This window comes from Cupriavidus sp. BIS7, assembly GCF_000292345.1.
Classification (GTDB): domain Bacteria; phylum Pseudomonadota; class Gammaproteobacteria; order Burkholderiales; family Burkholderiaceae; genus Cupriavidus.
The window spans coordinates 12,449-35,129 of the sequence record NZ_ALOU01000041.1 but is presented as its reverse complement, the minus strand read 5'-3'; the positions used below and the strand labels follow the sequence as shown (position 1 = coordinate 35,129).

17 protein-coding genes are annotated in these 22,681 nt (G+C 65.0%); 3 read left to right on the top strand and 14 right to left on the bottom strand.

From position 1 onward, the window contains the following. Window positions 1–28: 28 nt before the first annotated feature. The 6 genes from B552_RS27530 to B552_RS0115370 all read right to left on the bottom strand — a co-directional run bounded on the left by B552_RS27530 (window position 29) and on the right by B552_RS0115370 (window position 7,419). Window positions 29–2,239 carry a polysaccharide biosynthesis tyrosine autokinase gene (locus tag B552_RS27530; protein WP_157160264.1) on the bottom strand — a complete coding sequence of 737 codons (2,211 nt, stop codon included), beginning with the start codon at window positions 2,237–2,239 and terminating at the stop codon, window positions 29–31. Between the two features lie 27 nt (window positions 2,240–2,266). Further along, window positions 2,267–2,704: a protein-tyrosine-phosphatase gene (locus B552_RS0115390; RefSeq protein ID WP_026035694.1), complete on the bottom strand. Its 438-nt coding sequence runs from the start codon at window positions 2,702–2,704 to the stop codon at window positions 2,267–2,269. Beyond that, entirely contained in the window at window positions 2,701–3,783 is a 1,083-nt protein-coding gene (locus tag B552_RS0115385) for a polysaccharide biosynthesis/export family protein (protein ID WP_157160265.1), read from the bottom strand. The genes B552_RS0115390 and B552_RS0115385 overlap by 4 nt, the downstream gene beginning before the upstream one ends. Window positions 3,784–3,990: 207 nt before the next feature. After that, window positions 3,991–6,195 (bottom strand): ATP-dependent DNA helicase, encoded by a 2,205-nt coding sequence (locus B552_RS27525; protein WP_237718225.1) that lies wholly within the window; start codon window positions 6,193–6,195, stop codon window positions 3,991–3,993. Window positions 6,196–6,340: 145 nt separating this feature from the next. After that, window positions 6,341–6,544 (bottom strand): DUF465 domain-containing protein, encoded by a 204-nt coding sequence (locus tag B552_RS0115375; RefSeq protein ID WP_019449925.1) that lies wholly within the window; start codon window positions 6,542–6,544, stop codon window positions 6,341–6,343. 65 nt (window positions 6,545–6,609) lie between these two features. Beyond that, window positions 6,610–7,419 (bottom strand): hypothetical protein, encoded by an 810-nt coding sequence (locus tag B552_RS0115370; RefSeq protein WP_026035692.1) that lies wholly within the window; start codon window positions 7,417–7,419, stop codon window positions 6,610–6,612. A 177-nt stretch (window positions 7,420–7,596) separates the two neighbouring features. Here B552_RS0115370 and B552_RS0115365 point away from each other — a divergent pair, with 177 nt between their 5' ends. Beyond that, window positions 7,597–9,960 carry a Tex family protein gene (locus B552_RS0115365; protein WP_019449922.1) on the top strand — a complete coding sequence of 788 codons (2,364 nt, stop codon included), beginning with the start codon at window positions 7,597–7,599 and terminating at the stop codon, window positions 9,958–9,960. A 98-nt stretch (window positions 9,961–10,058) separates the two neighbouring features. On the opposite strand, the gene B552_RS0115360 is transcribed toward B552_RS0115365, so the two are convergent. From B552_RS0115360 to B552_RS0115325, 8 genes are all read right to left on the bottom strand, one after another. Further along, a complete protein-coding gene (locus B552_RS0115360) occupies window positions 10,059–11,957 on the bottom strand; it encodes a potassium transporter Kup (RefSeq protein ID WP_026035691.1) in 1,899 nt (632 codons plus the stop codon). A gap of 389 nt (window positions 11,958–12,346) precedes the next feature. Next, a complete protein-coding gene (locus B552_RS0115355) occupies window positions 12,347–13,063 on the bottom strand; it encodes an ABC transporter ATP-binding protein (RefSeq protein WP_019449920.1) in 717 nt (238 codons plus the stop codon). Continuing rightward, window positions 13,060–13,827 (bottom strand): ABC transporter ATP-binding protein, encoded by a 768-nt coding sequence (locus B552_RS0115350; RefSeq protein ID WP_019449919.1) that lies wholly within the window; start codon window positions 13,825–13,827, stop codon window positions 13,060–13,062. The genes B552_RS0115355 and B552_RS0115350 overlap by 4 nt, the downstream gene beginning before the upstream one ends. After that, on the bottom strand, window positions 13,824–14,879 hold the full coding sequence (locus B552_RS0115345) for a branched-chain amino acid ABC transporter permease (RefSeq protein WP_051003568.1): 1,056 nt from the start codon (window positions 14,877–14,879) through the stop codon (window positions 13,824–13,826). Before B552_RS0115345 ends, B552_RS0115350 begins: the two co-directional genes overlap by 4 nt. A gap of 33 nt (window positions 14,880–14,912) precedes the next feature. Further along, the gene (locus tag B552_RS0115340) at window positions 14,913–15,779 is read right to left on the bottom strand and encodes a branched-chain amino acid ABC transporter permease (protein ID WP_019449917.1); all 867 of its coding nucleotides are present in this window, start codon (window positions 15,777–15,779) and stop codon (window positions 14,913–14,915) included. Window positions 15,780–15,802: 23 nt separating this feature from the next. Continuing rightward, on the bottom strand, window positions 15,803–16,996 hold the full coding sequence (locus B552_RS0115335) for an ABC transporter substrate-binding protein (RefSeq protein ID WP_019449916.1): 1,194 nt from the start codon (window positions 16,994–16,996) through the stop codon (window positions 15,803–15,805). A gap of 79 nt (window positions 16,997–17,075) precedes the next feature. Next, window positions 17,076–17,891 carry an alpha/beta hydrolase gene (locus B552_RS0115330; protein WP_019449915.1) on the bottom strand — a complete coding sequence of 272 codons (816 nt, stop codon included), beginning with the start codon at window positions 17,889–17,891 and terminating at the stop codon, window positions 17,076–17,078. Window position 17,892: 1 nt separating this feature from the next. Further along, window positions 17,893–19,590, bottom strand: coding sequence for a benzoate-CoA ligase family protein (locus tag B552_RS0115325; protein WP_019449914.1), 1,698 nt, complete (start codon window positions 19,588–19,590; stop codon window positions 17,893–17,895). Between the two features lie 291 nt (window positions 19,591–19,881). Here B552_RS0115325 and B552_RS0115320 point away from each other — a divergent pair, with 291 nt between their 5' ends. Then, a complete protein-coding gene (locus B552_RS0115320) occupies window positions 19,882–20,808 on the top strand; it encodes a helix-turn-helix transcriptional regulator (protein ID WP_237718224.1) in 927 nt (308 codons plus the stop codon). Between the two features lie 153 nt (window positions 20,809–20,961). Beyond that, the gene (boxC, locus tag B552_RS0115315; protein ID WP_019449912.1) at window positions 20,962–22,641 is read left to right on the top strand and encodes a 2,3-epoxybenzoyl-CoA dihydrolase; all 1,680 of its coding nucleotides are present in this window, start codon (window positions 20,962–20,964) and stop codon (window positions 22,639–22,641) included. Window positions 22,642–22,681 lie beyond the last annotated feature (40 nt).

Below are 22,681 nucleotides of genomic sequence, written 5' to 3'. Positions count from 1 at the left end.
CCTTGCCAGATGTTTGCTGAAGGCCGAATCAGGTTCCGCTGTTGCCGTGGCTGCCGTAGACAGTGCCGTATCTCGCGCCATAGCCCGTGCCATAGCGCCCGAGCCTGGGGACGACACCATTCAGGATGACGCCCGTCGGCATCTGCCCGCATTGCCTCAGGCGCTTGCACGCTTCCCTCAGGTCGCCCAGCCGCGATTGACCGGAACGTGCAACGAGCAACAGCACGTTGGAATGCCGCGCCATCATCATCGTATCGGCGACGGCCAGAATCGGCGGCGTATCAACAATCACCCACGCATAGCGGGACCGGTAAGCATCGAGCAACGGCTCCAGGCCGGCACCCATGAAGGGGTCGTTCATATCCGGTAACGCGCTGCCCCTGGCGACCAGGTCCACGCCCGGCGCCACATCGGCATGAACGATCCCGTCGAGTTGCGCCGCGCCGGCCAGGATGTCCGATAACCCGGGCGCCTGCGGCACGCCAAAGCTGTCGTGGAGATACCCTCGGCGTATATCGGCATCCACCAGCAGCACGCGTGCCCCTCCCGTGGCCAGTACGGCCGCGAGGTTTGCCGCCAGGAAGGACTTGCCGGCCCCCGGCTCCGCCCCGGTCACGAGCAGGACGTTCTTCTCGGGTTTCGGATTCGAGAGCACCAGCGCCGTACGCAGGCTGCGCATGCTTTCGATTGCGGGGTCGGAAGGCGCGGCCAGCGCCATCGGCCGTCGCTGCTCGGACTCGTCCAGCTTTCGCTGCGCCTTCGACAGTGGCAGCGTCGCCATCACGCTCACGCCAAGCGCGCGTTCGATTTCGTCGGGTTCCGCAACGGCCCCTGACAGCCGCCCCATGACAACGACGAAAATGGTGCCGAGGGCCAGGCCGGCGAACAGCGAAACCAGCATCACTGCCACCCGGTTGCGCCCCACGGGCTCCTTCCCTGTCACCGCGACATCCACGATCCGTGCACTGGCCACACGTCCTGCCTTCATCAACTGAAGCTGCTGCGTGCTGCCAAGCAGGACGGTGTAGAGATCAGTGGCGACACGCATGTCCAGCTTCAACTCCGCCGCCTGCTGCTGGAGCACGGGCAGCCGCTTGACGGTCTGGTCGAAATTCTGTTGCTGCTGACGTACGGCCGCAATCTGCCGCTCGATCGCCACCATGCCCGGGTGTTCGCCGGTAAAGCGCGTGGCCAGTTCGTCGCGCTTGTGGCGCAGCGTCATCAGCTTGGTCTGCGCGTCCGCGGCGGCTTTGAGAGCCAGCCTGGCCTCCTCCGGCAGATCGACGATGCCATGGTGGGCGGTCATCGCCGTGTACCGGCCCTGCACCAATTCGAGCTGACGCTTCAGTTCGGGCAGTTGCAGATCCAGGAAAGCCAGCGATTGTGCCGCCTCGGCTGACTTGCGTTCGACGTTCTGCCGAATGTATTGGGCTCCAATCTCGCCCAACAGCGCGCTGACCCGCGCGGGATCGTGCCCCGTAAGTGTGGCCATGATAATGCCCGACTGCTTGACCTTTTCCTGAACGGCCAGCCCCTTGCGCACGTCGTCCACAACCTTCTGGCGAGATCGGCGATACAGCGTAAACGGCGTTCCGGCCCACGCATCGAGCGCCGACACCGTCAGACGTATCTCGCCAGAGGCGGACTGCACGATCTTCTCGACGCCGACCTCCCCGCGAACGGGGGCGGCGAGCCCCGGGCCGGCAAGCTGCCACGCCTGCGGTGAGAGCGCAGTCAGCGTGAAGCCCTTCCCCTCAAGATCCGGTGGGACGTCGAAACCCGCCACCTTTGCCGAAGCCCTGCCCCACGCATAGCCTGACAGGCCTTTTATGCGCGGCCAGCCATCCGCCGCGTTCATGCGCTCGGCAATTGTCCCGATCAGCGGCGGCCGGCGGGGCTTTACATCGATGTAGCCCTGCAAGCTGTCCACTGCGCGGGACACCACCAGTCTCGATCCAATGATCTGCGCTTCTGCCGATGCCGGCGATTTGACATCGAATAGCGCGGCAGCGTCGCCGAGCCACCCCTTCGCGGCCGAGGCCGACGAGCCGTCATCGAGCTGGATCAGCATGTCCGCCTTGTACATCGGCGTAGCCAGGAATGCTGCGCGCGCCCCAATCAGCAGGCAGACGAACATGATCGCCGCGACGGCCCAGCGGTACCTGACCAGTGCATTGACTACCGCTGCCAGATTGACCGCATCCGGCATCTCCGGCGCACCCGTTTGCATTTGTAACATCGATACTCCCCTACTCCCACAGGCCAGTCAGGCGAACGCGCGGATGCGTGGCGCCCAGGTCTGCACGCTCAAGCGGATCAGTTCGAATACGCGTTCGAATTCGGCATACGGAGCGCCAAGCGGGTCGGGCACGTCCTGCCCGGAGATATCGCCGATACGAAATACCTTGCCGGAGGCCGGCGGGCACATCAGTTGCGCCTCGCTCTTCTGTCTGTCGTTCATGACCAGCACCAGATCGGCCGCCGCAAGGTGTCCAAGGGCCAGTTGCCGCGCCCGGTGCCCGGATATATCGATCCCGGCGGCTGCACTCACGGCGATTGCTACGGCGTCGGCAGAAGCTCCCGTTACCGCTTCAAACCCGGCCGACGACACGGTGCGATCGGGCAGGGAATGCCGTAACAGGCCCTGCGCCATGGGGCTTCGGCAGATGTTGCCGATACATAAGACAAGAATGTGGCGGATCATTTGAGAACGTCGGCGGTGGAATTGACGTATTGCGCGCTTGGAATGAGCTGGTTCACGACACGCGCCCAGCGGGTAATGTCTCCGGCGTCGACGTAGACCACGTCACGCGGCCTGAGCGGAAAGCCCTCGGCCAGAGCCAACGCGACGGGCGACCGCGCATCGAGGTGAAACACCTGCGGGTGGCCCGTCTCAGGCTTGCGCACCACGTAGATCTGCCTGGGATCGCTCGTCAATGGGTTCACGCCGCCCGCTTCGCCCAAGGCTTCGTTGAGGGTCAGCCGCCCGTTGCGCGGCAGGACCACCGAAGGCTTGTTGACCTCGCCCAGAACGAATACCTTGCCGTCCTCTCGCTGCTCGACGCGCACGATGTCGCCGCTCCGAAGCAATATCGCCGAAGGGTCATGGCCTTCGCGCAATAGCGCCGGCAGGTTGATGATCCAGCGCCTGCCGCTGCGGTTCAATTCGATGCGGCTGCTGTCCCCGGCGCTGACGTTCACGCCGCCGGCGCGATTGAGCGCTTCAACGAGCGTCATCGGCACGTCGTCGATATATTGCGGCCCGGGAGTCTTTACCTCGCCGTCGATGTAGATGCGCTGGCTGCGGTAAGCCAATACGCGGACAGTCACCTGGGGGGACTGGATGACGCGCGCCAGGACTTTGGTTATGCGAGCGCGCAGTTCCCGCACTGTCATGCCGGCCACGTTCATGTTGCCGGCATAGGGGAACTGAATCTCCCCTGCCTGGCTCACAACGTAGCCAGGCACGCTGGCTGCACCGCTGTAGCTCGGGATTTCGTAGCCGCTGCCGATCGAGTATGTCTGATGCGGGAACACCAGCTCGGGATGGTCCCAGACGATGATCGAAAGGATGTCTGCAGGGCCGATACGGTACGGTTCGGGGATACCCAGCAAGGCGGCGATGTCCCGATTCCCCGGCGAGGGCTCGGTGCTCAGCGCCTCAATGAGCTCCCATGAAATCGGAACAACACCGGTGTCGGCATCCCCCACGGCGGCGGGTGCAACGTCCATGCGCATGCCGGGCGCCAGGGCGCATCCGGCAAGCATGGCACCCAGAAGCATTGGCGCCACCCTGCCCACCACGCCGGCGCGGACGCGCCCGGCCATGCGCCTGACCCACTGCATGCTCGTCATATCTGTTGTCTGCCCTGCACAAAATGCCAGGAGGACAGCCTATCGACGGGACGATCACACCGAAATCAGATTTCTCCGAATTATTTACTGCCAAGTCAGGTTTTTACGAACCGCATGATTTGACAACGGACTCCGTTATTCCACGCCGTCTTCTGCGTTGATGTCCGCGCTGGTGTCCGCGTTGGTGTCCGAACCAGCGTCCGAGTCGGACTCAGGCACCTCCCGCTTGCCAAGTCCCTCAAGGAACCGGATGACCGTATCGGCCTCGCGGGTGCGCGTAAAGGGCGGCAGGCTCTGCCAGATCTGGCGTCCGTACGGTTTCTCGACGAGCCGGGTGTCGCATATCGCAAGCACGCCACGATCGGATTCCGAACGGATCAACCGGCCCGCGCCCTGCTTGAGCGTGATGACCGCATGCGGCAACTGATGCACGGCAAACGGGCTGAGCCCCTTTTTCTGCAGCACTTCCATACGCGCGGCAAGCACCGGGTCGTCAGGCGGCGCGAATGGCAATTTGTCGATGATCACGAGCGACAGCGCCTCGCCGCGTACATCCACGCCCTCCCAGAAACTCTGGCTGCCCACCAGCACCGCATTGCCCAGCTCGCGGAAGCGGTCCAGCAACTCGGTTCGGCTGGCCTGCCCCTGCACCAGGAGCGGCAGGTTGATGCCGCGCTGGGCAAACAGGTCATAGAGCATGTCCGACGCCTTCTGCACGGCGCGCAGCGTGGTGCAGAGCAGGAACGTACGCCCGCCGGCCGCCTCGATCAGCGGCAGCGCCTTTTCCACCACGGCTTCCGTGAACTGCGGCGAATTCGGCGGCGGCATGTCGCGCGGCACGTAGAGCAGCCCCTGCTTCGCGTAGTCGAACGGGCTCGGCAGTGTCAGCGAACGGTCACGATCGAGGCCCAGCTGCGCGGCGTAGTGCGTGAAATTGCCCTTCACGGACAACGTGGCCGAGGTAAAGACCCACGCACGCGGCTGGCCTTCACGCTGGCGGCTGAAAATCGGCGCGATCGACAGCGGCGTCCGATGCAACTGCACCGTGTGCGAGAACACTTCCACCCAGCGCACCGTATCGGGACCGAACTGGGCGGGCTGGGCGGCCTTTGATGGCGGCGCGGCTTCCTCGTCGGCAGCGGGTGCCGATGCAGCTTCCGAGGCAGCATCGGACGCAGGGGCTGCAGCAGTGCGGTCGTCGCGCCACGCCGCCAGCCGTTGCGCCAGTTCCAGCGCGCGGCGATGGCATTGTTCGAGTTCCTCGGCACGTTCGGCCTGGGACTCCAGCGCCTCCACGAAGTCTGACAGCGCCGAATCCAGCGCATCGAGGGTTTCGTGGAACGGCTCGCGGATGCGCGGATCGGCTTCGATCTGCCCCAGGGCCAGGCGCGCATTTTCCTTGTTGAATGCCAGGCGCAGGTCGCGTGCGGCCCTTTCGAGCGGCGCGCCGAGCGCCACCCAGTCCACCGCATCGCGCGCGTGCGACAGGCCCTCGGCCACGGTATCGCGGGCAAGCTCGAGCAACTGGCTCGTCGACAGCGTCTCGCCGAAAAACAGCGTCGCGGTCTCCGGCAACTGGTGCGCCTCGTCGAAGATCACCGTGTTCGCAGCGGGCAGCAGTTCGGCCATGCCCGTATCGCGCAGCACCACGTCGGCAAAGAACAGGTGATGGTTGACGACCACAAGATCGGCCTGCTGGGCCTCCTTGCGCGCGCGCATCACGAAGCATTCCTTGTAGTTCGGGCATTCGCTGCCCAGGCAGTTATCGCGCGTGGAGGTCACGAGCTGCCACACGGGCGCGTTTTCCGGCACGGCCGCGAGTTCGGCCTTGTCGCCGGACGCAGTGGTCTTTGCGAAGCGCGCAATCTCGCGCAGCCACGCGGCATCCTGTTTCGATGCCAGACGGCCGTTGGCCTGGGCGCGTTCGAGGTGGTAGTGGCAGACGTAGTTGGCGCGCCCCTTGAGCAGCGACACCGAGATCGGCACGTTCAGCGCGTGGCGTACCGTGGGGATATCGCGCAGGTAGAGCTGGTCCTGCAGGTTCTTGGTACCGGTCGACAGGATGACCTTGCCGCCCCATAGCATTGCCGGCACGAGGTACGCGAAGGTTTTCCCGGTGCCGGTCCCGGCCTCGACGATCACCGTGTCGTTCTCGGCAATCGCATTGGCCACGGCCTCTGCCATCTTGTGCTGGGCTGCGCGCGGACGATAGCCAGGAATCGCCTTGGCCAGCGTGCCGGTATCGGCAAACATCGTCGCAAGCTGCGAAGACCTTGCCGCGGCCTGGTCCGCCGCGGTGGCGGCAACGGCGTCGGCAAGCGACGCCGGCGCTTCGGCCAAGTCAGCCGGTTCGGCGCGGTCGGCGGATGGGGATGCGTCTTCGATCGGTTCGGACAAGTTGAGGCTTCCTGATGCGTGCAGCGGATCGCGGCACGCGCATTGTCATTGCGCCGGATATGGCTGGTCTGGGCAGATCCAGGCGGACCTAGGCGGGTACGTCGGGCTCAAGCTGCAACTGCAGCAGCGTGATCGCGTCCTTGAGCTTGAGACGGCGCTTCTTGAGGCGGCGCAGCTGCAGTTCGTCGTGCGCCGGATCGGAGGAAAGACGGTCGATCATGAAGTCCAGATCACGATGCTCGATCTGCAGTTCGATGATCTGCCGCGCCAGAGTATTGAGGTTTTCGTCCATGTTGCGCCTTCCGCTGCTCTGTCCTGGCCAATCCGCCAATCTGCGCGCCGCTATTCAGCTTTCGCTCAGAATCCGAACGGGCTTGGTGTCGACGACTGGCCCGGCTGCTTCTGTTTCTCCGCGGCATGGGCACGGCGCTCGTCCAGGTCCTTCTGGCGCTGGACGGCATCAGCCTGTTTCTGCTGGTACGCCTTGACGTTCTCTTCATGCTGGCGGGCCTCTTCGGCACCCTTCTGCTGCGCTTCCTGCATCTTCGCCGCAAAATCGCCCTGCTTCTTCTGGTACGCCTCGGCATTGGCGGCCCGCTGCGGAGCATCGGCGCCACGCTGCGCGTCGCGCAGCGCCTGTTCCTGCTGCTTGCGCTCGAATGCTTCGCGGCTGGCCTGCTCGTCGGCGGCCCGCTTTGGCTGGCTGGCCTCGAACTCCGCCTGGCGCAGCGCCTGGTCGTGATCGCGCTGGGCCGCCTTGAAGGCACGCTCGGCATCGCCAACTTCGAGTTCACGGGTGCGCAGCAACTGCAACTCCGAGCGCTGGACATCCTTGGCCTGGTCGATGCAGTGGTTCACCAGGAACTTGCTGTAGCACTCGCGCTCGGCCACGGAAAAGCGATACTTCGTCCATGCACGCGAATCGTCGATCGCCTTGCGCTCCGCCTCGAAATCACGCGACGCTGCGGGGGCAGGCGGAACGACCACGGCGGCGGCCGGCGCGGAAGCCTGCGCCAGCGCCGGGCGCATTGGCGCGGCCAGCATCAGCGTGGCAAGCACGATGGCGAGAACAGTGGGAGTCACTGCGGGCGCTATGGACACTGGGGACACTGTGGATACTGGGGAAACCGGGGCAGCCATGGTGGCCGAATGGGGCTTGACGATCATGGCCCGATTCTAGCATCCGGGGCCACACCGGGCGCCGGTGCGGACGCTGCAACTTGCGCCCCGCCGGGTGCGGCCAGACCTGCCGTGAAACAGCGGCCATAAAAGGTATCTTCCCGTCACCGGAACAGCGCCGGGCTTGTGGCACAATGCCCCGCTTTCGACTGACTCGTATTCTCGATGTCCAATCTGCCTGCTTCTGTCCTGCAAAAGATTGTGTCGCTGATCGCGGCCGAACTGTCTGTTCAACCACGCCAGGTGGCGGCTGCCGTCGACCTGTTGGATGAAGGCGCCACGGTGCCTTTTATCGCCCGCTACCGCAAGGAAGTCACGGGCAACCTGGACGACACCCAGCTTCGCACGCTTGAAGAGCGCCTGCTTTACCTGCGCGACATGGAAGATCGCCGCGCCACGATCCTCGCGTCGATCGAGGAACAGGGCAAGCTGACCGACGAACTGCGCACGGCCATCGAGGCTGCCGAAACCAAGCAGACACTGGAAGACCTCTACCTGCCGTACAAGCCACGCCGCCGTACGCGCGCCCAGATCGCGCGCGAATGCGGGCTGGAGCCGCTTGCGCAGGCCCTGCTGGCCGACCCGAAGCTCGACCCGCAGGCCGAGGCCGCCAAGTACGTCAACGGCAACCCGACCGCCGAAGGCGGCGTGCCCGACGTCAAGGCTGCGCTGGACGGTGCGCGCGACATCCTGTCCGAACAGTTCGGCGAAACGGCCGAACTGCTCGGCAAGCTGCGCGAACATCTGTGGAACAACGGCGTGGTGTCGTCAACCGTCATGGAAGGCAAGGAAACCGCCGAGGAAGAGAAATTCCGCGATTACTACCAGTACAGCGAAACGATCCGCACCGTGCCGTCGCACCGCGCGCTGGCGTTGTTCCGCGGCCGCAACGCGGGCGTGCTGATGGTGAAGCTGGGGCTTGGCGAGGAACAGGACGCCATGGTGCCGCATCCGTGCGAAGGCATGATCGCGCGCCACGTTGGCATCCAGAACCAGAACCGCCCGGCCGACAAATGGCTGGCCGACGTGTGCCGCTGGTGCTGGCGTGTCAAGGTGCAGCCGCATCTGGAAACCGAACTGCTGACGCAACTGCGCGAGACCGCGGAAGGCGAAGCCATCAAGGTTTTCGGCCGCAACCTGCATGAACTGCTGCTGGCGGCGCCGGCCGGCCCGAAGGCAGTGATGGGTGTCGACCCCGGCATCCGCACAGGCTGCAAGATCGCCGTGGTGGACACCACGGGCAAGCTGCTGGAAACCGCAACGATCTACCCGCACGAACCGCGCCGTGACTGGACCGGCTCGCTGGCCACGCTGGCGCGCCTGGCGAAGCAGCACAATGTCGCCCTTTGCTCGATCGGCAATGGCACGGCCAGCCGCGAGACAGACAAGCTCGTGCAGGACCTGATGAAGGGCGCGCCCGAGTTGAAGCTGACCAAGATCGTGGTCAGCGAGGCTGGCGCCTCGGTCTATTCGGCGTCCGAACTGGCGGCCAAGGAATTCCCGGAACTCGACGTCTCGCTGCGCGGCGCGGTATCGATTGCCCGCCGCCTGCAGGACCCGCTGGCCGAACTGGTCAAGATTGACCCGAAATCGATCGGCGTGGGCCAGTACCAGCATGACGTGAACCAGCGCGAACTGGCGCGCACGCTGGACGCCGTGGTGGAAGACTGCGTGAACGCGGTGGGCGTGGACGTCAACACGGCCTCCGCCCCGCTGCTGGCGCGCGTGTCTGGCCTGAACTCGGTGCTGGCGCGCAATATCGTCGAATTCCGCGATGCCAACGGCGCATTTGCCAACCGCGACGCACTGAAGAAGGTGCCGCGCCTGGGCGACAAGACGTTCGAACAGGCCGCCGGCTTCCTACGCATCAACAACGGCGACAACCCGCTGGACCGCTCGTCGGTGCACCCGGAGGCCTACCCCGTCGTGCAGCGCATCCTGGACCACATCAAGAAGGGCCTGCCCGATGTGATGGGTAACCGCGACGCGCTGCGCGGCGTGTCGGCCCAGCAATTCGCCGACGACACGTTTGGCCTGCCGACCGTGCGCGACATCCTGACCGAACTGGAAAAGCCGGGCCGCGATCCGCGTCCCGAGTTCAAGACCGCCACGTTCCAGGAGGGTGTGGAGGACGTCAAGGATCTGCAGCCGGGCATGGTGCTCGAAGGCGTGGTGACGAACGTGGCGGCCTTCGGCGCGTTTGTCGACATCGGCGTGCATCAGGACGGTCTGGTCCACATCTCGGCGCTGTCGACGAAGTTCGTCAAGGACGCGCACGAAGTGGTCAAGGCCGGCCAGATCGTGAAGGTCAAGGTGATGGAAGTCGACGTCAAGCGCAACCGTATCGGCCTGACGATGCGCCTGGACGACGAGCCGGGCCAGACCGCGGCCCGTACGGGTGGGGCTGACCGTTCGAACGATCGTGGCGGCCAGCGCAACGGCGGTGGCAAGGGCTTCGGCGGCGGCAACCGTCGCGAAGCGGAAACGCAAGGCGCGATGGCAGCGGCATTCGCAAAGCTGAAAAAGTAAGCCTTGCTCGCCCCTCGCTCATGGAATCCCATGGGCGAGGGGCGCAAAACAAAAACGCCCCGCAATTGCGGGGCGTTTTTACATCTGGGCTTCCGGAATCAGATCTCGACCTTCGTTCCCAGTTCCACCACGCGATTGGCCGGAATCGAGAAAAAATCAGACGGCTTGGCCCCGTTCTGATGCATCCACGCAAACAGGCTCTCGCGCCACATCGACATGCCCGGCAGCTTCGACGGGATCACCGATTCGCGGGCGATGAAGAACGACGTTTCCATCAACTCGAACTCCATGCCGAGCTTGCGCTGGGCAAGGTCCAGCACCTTCTGCACGTCCGGCGTTTCCTTGAAGCCGTACTCGGACTTGAGGATGAAGACGCCGCCACCCAGGTCCTTGCAGGTCAGGCGATGATCGTCATCCACGTACGGGATGTCCCGCGTCACGAACTGCAGGAACACCACGCGCTCATGCAGCACGCGGTTGTGCTTGAGGTTGTGCAGCAGCGATACGGGCACCGATTCGGTATTGCCGGTCAGGAACACGGCCGTACCCTCTACGCGGTGCGGCGGATGGGCCAGCAGGCCGGCGATGAACGGCTCCAGCGGAATGCCGTCCTCCAGGCTGCGCGCGCGCAGCAGCTTGCGGCCGCTGTACCAGGTCATCAGCAGGAAGAACGCGGTGGCGCCCATCAGCAGCGGGAACCAGCCGCCCTCGGCGACCTTGAGCAGGTTGGCCGCGAAGAACGACAGGTCGACCACCAGGAACAGCAGGCTGATCATCGTGACCAGCGCGGGGTTCCACTTCCAGACGTTGCGCATCACCAGTGCGGCCAGGAACGTGGTGATCACCATCGTCGTGGTCACGGCAATGCCGTACGCGGCGGCCAGGTTATCGGACTTCTTGAATGCCAGCACCACGCAGATCACCAGTACCAGCAGGATCCAGTTGATCACCGGCAGGTAGATCTGGCCGATTTCGGCCGCCGACGTGTAGCGGATACGCATGCGCGGCATGAAACCGAGCTGGATGGCCTGGCTGGTCAGCGAGAACGCGCCCGAGATCACGGCCTGCGAGGCAATCACCGTGGCCGCCGTTGCCAGCAGCACCATCGGCAACTGCAGCGCCGACGGCACCATCAGGTAGAACGGGTTCTCGATCGCGTCCGGGTTGCCCAGCAGCATTGCCCCCTGGCCAAAATAGTTCAGGATCAGGCACGGCATGACCAGCGCGAACCAGGCGAAACGGATCGGCTTGATGCCGAAGTGGCCCATATCGGCGTAGAGCGCCTCGGCGCCGGTCAGCACCAGGAACACGCTGCCCAGCACGATGAATGCCTGCAGCGCGTGGTCGTGCAGGAACGACACCGCGTAGACCGGGCTGACGGCCTTGAGAACCTCGGGAGCGTGCAGCAGATGCATCAAGCCCAGCGCGCCAAGCGCCAGGAACCACACCACCATGATCGGCCCAAACAGCTTGCCAACCACATGTGTACCGCTGCGCTGGATGAAGAACAGCATCGCCAGGATCAGCACCGTGATCGGAATCACGAAGTGCGAAAGCCCTGGCGCGGCAATCTCCAGGCCCTCCACGGCGGACAGCACCGAAATGGCCGGCGTGATCACCGCGTCGCCGTAGAACATGCACGCGCCGAAGATGCCGAACATCATGATCAGCTTGGCCATGCGCGAACGTGGCGTCGCGGTGCGTAATGCCAGCGCCATCAGCGCCAGAATGCCGCCTTCGCCGTCGTTGTCGGCCCGCATCACGAACAGCACGTACTTCAGCGACACGACGATCACAAAGGCCCAGAACAGCATCGAGATGATGCCGAGCACCGCATCGGGGCTGAACGGGATGCCGTGGTCAGGGCTGAAGCACTCCTTGAGCGAGTACAGGGGACTGGTGCCGATGTCGCCAAAGACAACACCGATCGCGCCGATCACGAGCGCACGGGAGCTCGGGCTTTCGACGTAGTAGTGACTGGTTGTGGATTGAGTCATGGATTTGGGTCTGGTGGACCGGCTCGCGCCCTCCGGGCTGACTTCGGCTAGCCCGGCTGACCGCCGGACATACAAACCTGCCGATGTGCAAAATATGACGCATAAGACGCGTCAAGCTCGGATTCTCTCACGCAAGCGGCTCCGGTCCCCGCTGGGGCGGTATGGCCTTCTCTACCTCTATTGCATTGCACAAACGCGCGCATTCTAGATGAAGTGCCGTAAGACGACCACTGTGGAAGATGCTTGTGTCTGCAACACGACCGCAAGCATGGAAGCGAACGGGGGCATGGTCAAGTCCCGCACGGGCATGGAGGTGGGTTGTCCCACCAAATCGGCGTTGCGGGCAAACGACACGACATACCGAATGCGACACAAGCCATTGCCTGAATTCAAACTCCGAGGTAACGATCCAGCGCGGCTGGCGTGGCAGCCAGCTCGGCGGCCGGCCCCGCCATGGCCACGAGCCCTTTTTCGAGCACGACGACCCGGTCGGCATGCGCCAGGACGGCCCGGAAGTTTCGGTCGACCACGACCGAGGCGATCCCGGTAGCGCGTACCGTGGCGATCACATTCCAGATTTCGTTGACGATCTTCGGCGCCAGCCCTTCGGTGGCTTCGTCAAGAATCAGGCAGTCGGGATTGGTCATCAGCGCGCGGCCGATCGACAGCATCTGCTGCTCGCCGCCAGACAGTTGCTGGCCGCCGTGACCCAGGCGCTCCTTCAGGCGCGGGAACAGGTCCAGCACGCGCGCCTCATCCCAGTCCGTGCGGCCGTTGCACCCGGCGCGCGCGGCCATCAGCAGGTTCTCGCGCACGTTCAGGTTCGGGAATATCCCCCGCCCTTCGGGCACATAGGCAATGCCAAGCCGGGCCACCTCGTGCGGCCGTGCGCGCGACAAATCACGCCCCGCGACTTGGATCTCGCCTTCGCGCTCGCGCACGTGGCCCAGCAGCGTCCGCAGCAGCGTGCTCTTGCCCATGCCGTTGCGCCCAAGCAGGCCCACCGCCTCGCCGGCGCCAACTGAAAAGTCGATGCCGCGCAGTACGTGGCTAGATCCATACCAGGCGTTGATGCCCGTAGCGTCGATGATGGCGGCGCGGCTCATGCGGCTTCCTCTTCGCCCAGGTAGGCGAGTTGCACTTCGCGGTTGGCGCGAATGCTGGCCGGGTCGCCCGAGGCGATCACCGTGCCGTTGACCATCACGGTGATGCGATCGGCCACGGCAAAGACCGCCTCCATATCGTGTTCGACGAGCAGGATCGCGTGCCCTTCCTTCAGGCCGCGCAGCAGGTCGAGCATGCGCTGCGACTCCTCGGCGCCCATGCCAGCCAGCGGCTCGTCCAGCAACAGCGCCACGGGCCCGGTGGCCAGGCACATCGCCACCTCGAGCTGGCGCTTCTGGCCATGCGCGAGTTCGCTGGCAAGGCGTCCGGCAAGCTGCGCCAGCCCTGCCCGCTCGAGCGCCTCGTCGGCCAGCGCCCGGCTTGTGCGGCAGCCTTGTGCCGGTTCCCAGAGCCGCCAGGCGCGTTGCGCACGCGACTGCGCGGCAAGCCGGCAGTTTTCGCGCACGGTCAGCGGCAGGAAGATGTTGTTGCGCTGGTAGCTGCGGCCAATGCCGTGGCGAGCCAGCTTCGGCTGCGCCCAGCCGGTGACGTCCTGCCCCTGGAGGTGCAGCGTGCCCTCGGTAGGCGGTAGTTCGCCGGAAAGCAGGTTGATCAGCGTCGATTTGCCGGCGCCATTGGTGCCGATCACCGCGTGCACCTCGTGCAGATTCAGTGCCAGATCCACGCTGTTGACGGCCGTCAGCCCGCCAAAGCGCCGCGTCAGGCCCTGTGCATGCAGTACCGGCTCCGAACGGATTGCAGTCATGCGGCCTCCCGGCTGTGCGTGGCCGATTTGGTGGTGACACCGGCCCGCCGTGCGCGGCGCGGCGACCGGTGACGCAGCACCGCAGGCACGCTGACCAGGCCGCGCGGCAGCAACGCCACGGCAACAATGATGAAGCCGCCCATCAGCAACTGCCAGTGCTTGCTCAATGCACCAAACCACTCGGCCAGCAGCACGAACGAGAACGCGCCCAGCACGGCGCCGGCCAGGCTGCCGACACCGCCGAGGATCACCATCAGCATGGCGTTGCCCGACTGGTGCCACGAAGCGATCTCGGGATTCACGAAGCCGAACTGGATCGCGTAGAGATAGCCGGCCAGCCCCGCAAACGCGCCACCGGCGACGAATGCGCCGATCTGGTACCGATAGGTGGCATAGCCGGCCGCACGCATGCGTTGCTCGTTATGGCGGATCCCGACCAGCGCATGGCCGAAGCGCGAGCGCAGCAGCAGCGCCAGCCCCGCCACCGTCAACACCAGCGCCGCGAGCACCAGCCAGTAGAACTGCACGGGTTCGTTGACGGTTACCGGCCGCTCGGAGAACAGACCGAACTCGGGCCGGAAGTAGATATAGGTACCGTCGCTGCCGCCAGCGAGCTTCGTGTCATGGAACACGAAGTACACCATCTGCGCGAAGGCCAGCGTGACCATGATGAAGTAGACGCCGCGCGTGCGCAGCACCAGTGCGCCAACCAACAGCGCCAGCGCCGCAGCCGCGCCCACCGCGCCAAGCAGCAGCAGCCAGCCGTTGCCCGCGCCGCTCTCCGGCGCCAGCATCGCCGTTGCGTAGGCGGCCATCGCGAAATACGCGGCGTGGCCAAGGCTCACCAGCCCGGTATAGCCAATCAGCAACTGCAGCGACAGCGCGAAGATCGCCATGATCATCACCTTGCTGAGCAGCTCGATGTAGTACTTGTGGCTGTCGGCGGTCAGCACCAGCGGCACGGCGCACAGCACGGCCAGCGCCACCAGCCAGCCGGCGGCGGCCACCCAGCCCGGGCGGCGGATGTCCTGCGGTGTTGGCACCTGCGGCATCGAGGAATCGGATTGCATGTTGGGATATCCAGCTCAACCCGCGCGGAACAGCCCTTGCGGCTTCCACAGCAGGATCACGGCCATCAGCAGGTAGACCAGCACGCCAGCCGCATCCTGCCAGAACACCTTGCCAAACGTGTCGACGAAGCCGATCAGCAGCGACGCCACCAGTGCGCCCTTGACCGAACCAATGCCGCCGATCACCACTACTACGAAGCAGATGATCAGCACCTGGCCGCCCATGCCCGGGTAGACCGACGAGACCGGCGCGGCAATCATACCGGCCAGCACCGCCAGCGCCACGCCAAGCGCGAACACGAAGCGATAGAGCACCGTCACGTTGATGCCGAGCGACTGCACCATCTCGCGGTTCGTGGCACCGGCGCGAATCATCATGCCCACACGCGTGCGGCGGATCACGTAGTACATCGCACCGGCTACCAGCAGGCAAACCGCCGAGATAAACAGGCGATAGACCGGATAGGTCATGTCGTTGCCCACCGGCAGCGCCCAGTCGAGCAGCGGCGGCACGGGCACGCCGTGCACGTCGTCACCAACCAGGATGCTGCGCAGTTCTTCAAAGACCAGGATCAGCCCGTATGTCATCAGCACCTGCTGCAGGTGGTCGCGCTGATACAGGTAGCTGAAGAAGGCCCACTCGAGCACGTAGCCAAACAGCACGGCCAGCACGATGCCCAGCGGCAGCGCGATGAACAGGTTGCCTGTCAGGCTGGCCAGCGTGAACGCCAGATAGGCCCCCAGCATGTAGAAGCTGCCATGGGCGAGATTGATCACGCCCATGATGCCGAAGATCAGCGTCAGGCCGCTGGCCACCAGGAACAGCAGCAGCCCGTACTGCACGCTGTTCAGGCACTGGATCAGGAAGGAGACGACGTCCATCGCGCGTGCCTATCCCCGATCCATTACAGACGGCAGCCGCGCGCCGGATCGGCCAGCGCCTTCACGGCGACGCTGCTGACCTTGTTCTCGTGGCCATCTACCTTGCGCAGATAGAAATCCTGCACCGGGTTGTGCGCCTTCGACAGCGTGAACGTGCCACGCGGGCTGTCGACCTTCGCGGCCTCCATGGCCTTGATGACCTCGGGCTTGCGCGACATGTCGCCCTTGACCGCATTGGCGCCAGCGGCCAGCAGTTGCGCGGCATCGTAGCCCTGCACGGCATAGACGTCAGGCTGCAGCTTGTAGGTCTTGGCGTAGTCAAGCCGGAAGCTCTTGTCACGCGGGCTGGCCAGGCCGTCGGCATAGTGCAGCGTGGTTTCCAGACCCTGCGCCGAGACGCCCTGCGCTTCGAGCGTGCCGTCGGTCAGGAAGCCCGATGCGTACAGCGGAATCTTGTCCTTGAGGCCCGCTGCCTGCCAGTCCTTGACAAACTTGACCGCGCCGCCACCGGCGAAGAACACGAACACGGCGTCAGGCTTGATCGACGCCACTTCGGTAATCAGCGCCTGGAACTCGACGTTCGGGAACGGCAGGCTCAGCTCCTTGACGACTTTGCCGCCCTTGGCCTCGAAGGCCTCCTTGAAGCCCTTGACCGACTGCTCGCCCGCCGCGTATTTCCACGTCAGCGTGACCACCTTCTTCAGGCCGCGGTCGGCCAGCACATGGCCCATTGCATAGCCGGGCTGCCAGTTCGAGAACGACGAACGGAAGATGTTCGGCCCGCACAGCGGCCCCGTGGCTTCGTCCACACCGGCATTGGGGATGATCAGCAGCGTGTTGTTTTCCTTGGCCACCTTGACGATGCCCATCTGCACGCCCGAGTGCACCGTGCCGACCACCACGTCGACCTGGTCGCGCCGGATCAGCTTGGTTGCGTTCTCGGGCGCCTTTGCCGGATCGGACTCGTCATCGACCTTGAAGTATTCGACGTCGCGCCCGCCGAGCTTGCCGCCCTGCTCCTGCACGTACATCCGGAATCCGTTCTCGATGGCCGTGCCCAGCGCCGCGAAGGTGCCCGTGTACGGCAGCATGAAGCCAACCTTGATCTTGCCGGATGTAGCGGGCGCCGACTGGGCCAGTGCCACAGAGCCTGTGGCGAGCAGCGTGGCGACAGCAAGACAGGCTGGCAGCAGCCTGCGCGATGCATTGCGATGCATGGGGGTCTCCTCCCTGGTGGTCTGAAGCCGATGGCCCGTCGTACGGCAGGTTTTTTGCTTTTTCTGCCGTCGGTGCCAATTATTTTATATTTGAAGTATGTGTGTTTATAAACGCGACGGTCTCCGCCGTCAATGCGTCCGCCTGATCCCGATGCGGCGAGTGTCCACAGCGCGCGAGTTTAAGTAGCACGGTCTGCGTGGCATATCGATGGATACCCTCGATCTGGGCCATCGTGCCGTACTCGTCGTCCTCGCCCTGCACCGCCAGCACCGGGCAGCGGATATCGGCCAGCAGCGGGCGCAGGTCGAACTGGCGGAAATCCGGGTTGAGCCAGATATCGTTCCAGCCCCAGAACGCCGAATCGACGTCCTGGTGATGGCGCGCGAGCCGCGAGCGGAGGTCTGTCTGCAGATAGGTTTCGCGCGTAGTGGCAATGCTGCGCACGGACAGGTCTTCGACGATGATGTGCGGCGCCAGCACCGCCAGGCCGTCGACGGCGTCCGGAAAGCTTGCCCCGTAGATCAGCGCGATCGATCCGCCATCGCTGTGCCCGAGCAGCCAGGGCCTGCCATGGCGCCGGCCCGGCCCGATATCGAGCGCATCGAACAACGCCGGCAGCGCTTCGCGCGCCTGACGGTGCATGAAATCGACACCCCATTTTTCATCATGGGGGCGCGGCGTGGACCGGCCATAGCCATAGCGCGAGAACACGAGCCCACGGAAGTCTCCGGCCTCGCAGAACTGGCGCGGGAAGTCCCGCCACATGCTGATCGAGCCCAACCCCTCGTGCAGGAAGACCACGAGCGGCCGCTCCGTCCGTTCGGGGCGCAGCCACTGGTATTCGATGTCGATCTGCCGCCCGTCGAACGGGATCTGAACGATAGCGCTGCTCATGTCACGACTTCCGTGCGGCTTCCTCGCGCTGGCGCAGTCGGAAGCGTTGGATCTTGCCTGTGGCGGTCTTGGGCAGTTCGTCGACACATTCGATCTGCCGCGGGTACTTGTACGGCGCAAGCTTCGTCTTCACGAATGCCTGCAGCTCGGCCGCCATGCCATCGTGCCACTGCTGGCCCGGCCGCAGCACCACGAACGCCTTCGGCTTGATCAGATCGTCCGCATCGGCCACGCCGATCACCGCGGCCTCCAGCACCGAAGGATGCTGCGCCAGTGCGGCCTCCACTTCGAACGGCGACACATAGATGCCGCCCACCTTGAGCATGTCGTCGCTGCGGCCCGCATAGGTGAAGTAGCCGTCGGCATCGCACACGTACTTGTCGCCGCTGCGCGTCCAGGCGCCGACAAACGTGTCGCGGCTCTTTTCGCGATTGCACCAGTACATCAGCGCGGCCGACGGACCCTTGATGTAGAGATCGCCAACCTCTCCGGGCGCGCACGGCTCGCCGTTCTCGTCGAGCAGCTTCAGTTCGTAGCCCGGCACCGGCCTGCCCGTGGTGCCATAACGGACTTCGCCGGGACGGTTGGACAGGAAGATATGGAGCATCTCGGTGGAGCCGATGCCATCGAGAATGTCGCAACCAAAATGCGCGAAGAACCTGTCGCCGATATCCTGCGGAAGCGCCTCGCCGGCCGACGTGCAGACGCGCATTGCCACGTCGGCGCGCGGTGGCAGGTCCGGCGAGGCCAGCATGCCGGCAAACAGCGTCGGCACCCCGCAGAACACGGTGGGACGGTGGGTGGTGAGCCGCCTGAACACGGCCTGCGGCGTGGGCCGCTCGGCCATCAGGACCGTGGTGGCGCCCACCGACAGCGGGAACGTCAGCGCATTGCCAAGTCCGTAGGCAAAGAACAGCTTCGCTGCCGAGAACACGACATCGCCCTCGCGAATGCCAAGCACGCGGCGCGCGTAGAGGTCGGCGGTATGGAACAGGTTGCCGTGCGTGTGCACCGTGCCTTTCGGGCGGCCCGTGGAGCCTGACGAGTACAGCCAGAACGCCATGTCGTCAGGGCCCGTTGCCGCAGCCTGCGCCTGCGGGGCAGCGCCAGCAGCCATGGCGGCAACGGAGGTGACGGAACTGTCCGCCGAACCCTCCACCGACGGCTCAACATACGGCGCGGCAGTGATCACGTCCGGCGTGACGCCAGCCTTGTCGATCGCGGCCCGCATCATGGGCAATAACGCTGCCGACACCACAACCGCGCGTGCGCCGCTGTGCTCGAGCATGTACGCGTAGTCGTCCGCCGTCAGCAGCGTATTGACGGCCACGGGCACCACGCCGGCCAGCAGGCAACCAAGGAATACGGTGGGAAAGTCGATCGTGTCGAGCGCGCACAGCAGCACGCGCTCCTCGCGCCGGAAGCCAGCCTGCTCCAGCGCGCCCGCAAACCGGCGGCAGCGCGCGTCCAGTTCGGCAAAGCTGGCGGCGCCGCCATCGTCGATATAAGCGATCTTGGCGCCGCGGCCTGCGGCCAGGTTGCGCGAAAGCAGGTCCTCGGCCGCGTTGTAGCGCGCCGGCAGCGTGGCAATTTCCGATTCGGCGTGGGATTCGGAAGATGCGTTGGCATTGGCATTGGCCGGGCGCGCGAATCCTGCAGCGCTGTCGGCCTGGACGGCGCTCGATATCGGGGGCGTCATGTCTCCACTCCTCTGGCCACCCGCCCTTATCGAAAACACTGCGCGCGGTATGGCTTCCTGCAGGTTTGTCTTCTTGTACCGACAGCCATGTGTGGCCGGCGACGATGTGTGATGCATTTTATTGCATATCGACTATTATGCAAGCAAGGGTATGCACTATATAGCCGCAGGGTCGCCGGTTCGCCACGCAGTTTCCTGCACGTATAATGCCGCCGCCACATGCCTCCACACGTCGCCACAGATTGTGGATGCCAACCGCCTTTACCCATGCGCCGCGACCCCGATTCGCTTATGACCGCCGATGGACGCCCGGACAGCCGCACTGCCGGCGAGCGGGACCCCTATCTCACCCATCTGGGCGAGCGCATCCGTTCGTTGCGCGCGGCGCGCGGCATGTCGCGCAAGGACCTTGCGCGTGGTGCTGACGTATCGGAACGCTATCTCGCCAATCTCGAAACCGGCACGGGCAATGCATCGGTATTGCTGCTGCGGCAGGTGGCCGGCGCGCTGGACGTGCCGCTGCCGGTGGTACTGGCGGAAGTGGACGGCCATGTCGACGCCGGTGGCCACACCAGCCCTCGCGCCACCGAATTTTCGCAACTGGTGCAGTGGCTGGCCCAACTGCCGGCCAGCGACCTGGCCCGCGTGCGCGAGGCCGCGCGCCACGCGCTGTCTCCAGCGGAATCGCGCGATGCGCGCCATCGCCGTATCGCGCTGATCGGCCTGCGGGGCGCCGGCAAATCGACGCTCGGCCGCGCACTGGCCGCTTCCGAAGGCATGCCGTTCGTCGAACTGAACGTCGCCATCGAGCAGGAAGCGGGCGCCAGCCTGTCCGAGATCCATTCGCTGTACGGCCAGGCCGCCTATCGCCGCTATGAAATGCGTGCGCTGGAGCGCGTGCTGCGCGATAACGACACCATGGTGCTGGCCACGCCCGGCAGCCTGGTGTCGGAACCGGCCACCTTCAACCTGCTGCTATCGCGCTGCTTCACCATCTGGGTGCGCACCTCGCCCGAGGAGCACATGGCGCGCGTCGTTGCCCAGGGCGACATGCGGCCGATGGAAGGCAACCGCGAGGCCATGACCGACCTGCGCCGCATCCTGCAGGCCCGCACGCCACTCTATTCACGCGCCGACGTGTCGATCGACACCAGCGGCCAGGACGCGGCCACGTCGCTGCGGATGCTGCAAACGCAGCTTGGCCGCACCCAGGCCTGACGACCCCGGCAACTCTCCGTCACATTTTTTCGTCGCAAACCCGCTTGCACGGCTTTGAGCCGCCCCGCGCATTGGCCTTGCATTGCTCGATTTGATGCACTATATTTCATGTCAAACGATACGGCACTATAGTGCATCAAGGAGACAGCCCCCATGCCGGATACCGCCGCCCCCATCGCATCCAACACCCCCGTCACGTTCGAGCGCCACCCGGACCAATACCGCCACTGGCAACTGACATTCGACGGCCCCGTCGCCACGCTGGCGATGAACGTCGACGAGGAAGGCGGCCTGCGGCCCGGGTACGCGCTGAAGCTGAATTCGTATGACCTCGGCGTCGATATCGAACTGCATGACGCGCTGCAGCGCATCCGCTTCGAGCATCCTGAAGTCCGCACCGTGGTGATGACGAGCACCAAAGACCGCATCTTCTGCTCGGGCGCCAATATTTTCATGCTCGGCAAATCCAGCCACGCGTGGAAGGTCAACTTCTGCAAATTCACCAACGAAACGCGCAACGGCATCGAGGATGCCAGCCGCCACTCGGGCATCAAGTTCATCGCGGCCTGCAACGGCACCACGGCCGGCGGCGGCTACGAGCTCGCGCTGGCCTGCGACGAGATCGTGCTGGTGGACGACCGCTCGTCGGCCGTGAGCCTGCCCGAAGTGCCGCTGCTCGGCGTGCTGCCCGGCACCGGCGGCCTGACCCGCGTGACCGACAAGCGTCACGTGCGCCGCGACCATGCCGACATCTTCTGCCTGACAACCGAGGGCGTGCGCGGCCAGCGGGCCAAGGACTGGAAGCTGGTCGATGAGGTCGTCAAGCCGGCGCGCTTTGCCGATTACGTGCAAGAACGCGCCCGCGCACTTGCCGCGCAGAGCGACCGCCCTGCCGATGCCCAGGGCGTCACGCTGACACCGCTGGCGCGCACCGTAGCCGCCGATGGCTATCGCTATGAGACCGTGCGCGTGGAGATCGACCATGAGGCACGTCACGCAACGATCACCGTATCGGCACCGGACGGCGACCAGCCCCGGGACCTCGCGGGCATCCTGGCGGCCGGCGCGCAGTGGTGGCCACTCAAGATGGCACGCGAACTGGACGACGCAATCCTGACGCTGCGCACGAACCATCTCGATATCGGCATGTGGATCCTCAAGACCACGGGCGACGCTGCGCAGGTGCTGGCAGCCGACGCACTGATGGATGCCCACGCCGGCCACTGGTTCGTGCGCGAAACCATCGGCATGCTGCGCCGCACGCTGGCGCGGCTCGACGTATCGTCGCGCAGCCTGTTCGCGCTCGTGGAGCCGGGCTCTTGCTTCGCAGGCACCCTGCTTGAACTGGTACTGGCCGCCGACCGCACCTACATGCTGCAGTTGCCCGACACGCCTGACGAAGCACCGCACATCCATGCCAATGCCGCCAACTTCGGCCGCTACCCGATGCCCAATGGCCTGACCCGGCTGGCCGCGCGCTTCTACGAAGACGCCGACGCGATTGCCGCCGTGCGCGAGCAGGCCGGCAAGCCGCTCGACGGCCCGGCCGCCGAGGCACTTGGCCTGATCACCGCAGCGCCCGACGATATCGACTGGGAAGACGAGATCCGCATCGCGATCGAAGAACGCGCGAGCCTGTCGCCCGATGCGTTGACCGGACTGGAAGCCAACCTGCGTTTCGGCGGTCACGAAACGATGGAAACGCGCATCTTCGGGCGCCTGACGGCGTGGCAAAACTGGATCTTCAACCGGCCCAACGCGGTCGGCGAACACGGTGCGCTCAAGGTATTCGGCACCGGCAACAAGGCACGCTTCGACTGGGATCGGGTCTGACGACTGTCAGACAACCGTCCGATCTGACGGCAACTATAAA